This is a genomic window from Pseudoalteromonas sp. SG41-5, assembly GCF_014164495.1.
GTDB lineage: Bacteria > Pseudomonadota > Gammaproteobacteria > Enterobacterales > Alteromonadaceae > Pseudoalteromonas > Pseudoalteromonas rhizosphaerae.
In genome coordinates this window covers 1-1,815 of sequence record NZ_JACJFH010000212.1, presented here as the reverse complement: position 1 = coordinate 1,815, position 1,815 = coordinate 1, and the positions used below count along the sequence as shown (strand labels likewise).

The following is a 1,815-nucleotide window of genomic DNA, read 5'->3' as shown; positions in this document are numbered from 1 at the left end:
AAGCGAAGTAGGGTATCTATCTTCGTCAATAAGTGATAAGTGAATTAAGCTGCTCATAGATAATAGGCTCGTGTTGTGTGATTATCGAAACTAATCAATTAAAAATAAAGGTAAATATAATGAGTCGGTGTGGCATTGCCAACCATGCATGTCTTTGCCTAACTTTGCCATAGTAAGGGCATTTAAACAGATAAAGCCTTCTTCCATATCTTTGTAATCACCAAATTTACATTCATCAGAGTGCCATTTGATTGCTTTATCAATACTGGCTTGCCAGAGCGGTTGGTCACCAGAAATTAATGCTGATATAGCTTCAATTAAAGGGGCGAAAAATTGCAATACATCTTTATTTTTGGCTTTTTGAGCATCTTGTTGTGCGGTGTTAATGGCCTGCGGGGTAAGAGGGCTGCCAGTGGCTATTTGCATTAATAAGTGATCATATTGGTAAATAGCAGGATGTACAATATCATCTTCTGATAGTGACCAGTCAAGCGCTTTTATTTGTTCTAGCAATTCAGGCTCACCAAACAACAAACAGATGTTTAACTCTTTTTGAATGGAGTAATCGCTTTTACGGGTCTGTAACTCAGGGTCGAAGCCGCATAAAAACGCATAGGGCGCGGCTTTTTTTAAATTGGGCTTCACTTCTGAGACGTTTTCGAGTGCGTAATTACCATACGCTAACATTAAATAAAAGTCAGAAATTTTGAAAACGCTTTTTTTGTACTGTTCGAGCGTCCTACTGGTGTCTTTAAACCTTTCTAACCACGCTGGCAAGTGAGTATTTGCACGCGTGATGTCATATTCAACATCTTCTGCGGTAAGTTTATTTAGCTTTAACATTCTTAATTCTCTAAGGTAAAGGTTGTAATTTTGCGTCAACTACATTGCCACTTTCTTCAACAGCTTCTATCACTAGTTTGTTTACTGGTATATCTAAATCATCTGCTTCAAGTAAATTTTGCCCTAGTTGATTACGCTCAGGGTACTTTTTCGAGTTTTTCATGCGTTTGAGGTTCATTTTAATCCAATCATCATCCATTTGTGTGAACCCTTTACTTGTTTTGCCAAGCTTAGCACCAGGTCCCTTAGCTTCAACGATAAAGTATTCTAGCACGTTGCCATTTTTATCACGCTTTGCCCAAATTTGGTCGACACCAGGACCCGGGCCAAAGCCAAGCTCCATTTTTGCAGGAGGAGGCGGTTTAGAAAAGTGTTTTGCCATATAGGCACTTGCTGCTCGTTCACCTTTAACTTCGGTAAGTTTTGCTTTAAATGCACCAATGCGATGGCTTGAGTCACCATTTTTAATAGCGTCATCTAGTTTGTTCTTATAAGCCGTTTCATAAGCAGCTAAGTTTTTATAATGGGCATCAAGGGCTGGGTTTCTGACTCGCTTAAGCGCTGCAGCCCCTTTTAAATCATTCCCTTTCGGCGGCTTAAGCTCATTGGCAACGGTTTACCCACTACACCTGTACTTGCCGGTGGCTCAAACTCATCGAGGGCTTTATTTACGCGATTGCCGATATCGTTTGCGGCGGTTTTAACGCCTTGGTCAATTTTTGGGGTGACTTCATCAAGCTGTTTGACCATGGCTTGCATGCCGTCAATGGCTGAGTCTGGCAGTAGGAGGTCGTATTTCCAGCTGGTTGAAATATCTTGCAAGGTATCTCTAAAGCTTTTAATAATTGCTTTTACTTCACTGGCGGCTTGTTTGCCTAAGTCTTGCCAGTTTATTTTACGTAAATACTGAACAGGGTCACCTTTGCCTACTTTCGTTGGGTAAAGGGCCGGAAGACTGCAATAGCGGCTTCC

The 1,815-nt window shown here is 41.0% G+C and carries 2 protein-coding genes and 1 pseudogene; all 3 read right to left on the bottom strand.

The window, feature by feature from the left end:
- Window positions 1-90: 90 nt before the first annotated feature.
- Window positions 91-843 (bottom strand): Imm49 family immunity protein, encoded by a 753-nt coding sequence (locus H5232_RS23065; RefSeq protein WP_182740940.1) that lies wholly within the window; start codon window positions 841-843, stop codon window positions 91-93.
- Between the two features lie 10 nt (window positions 844-853).
- On the bottom strand, window positions 854-1,225 hold the full coding sequence (locus H5232_RS24440) for a hypothetical protein (RefSeq protein ID WP_259400189.1): 372 nt from the start codon (window positions 1,223-1,225) through the stop codon (window positions 854-856).
- A 191-nt stretch (window positions 1,226-1,416) separates the two neighbouring features.
- Window positions 1,417-1,815: pseudogene (locus tag H5232_RS24435) on the bottom strand (hypothetical protein); the annotation flags it as partial.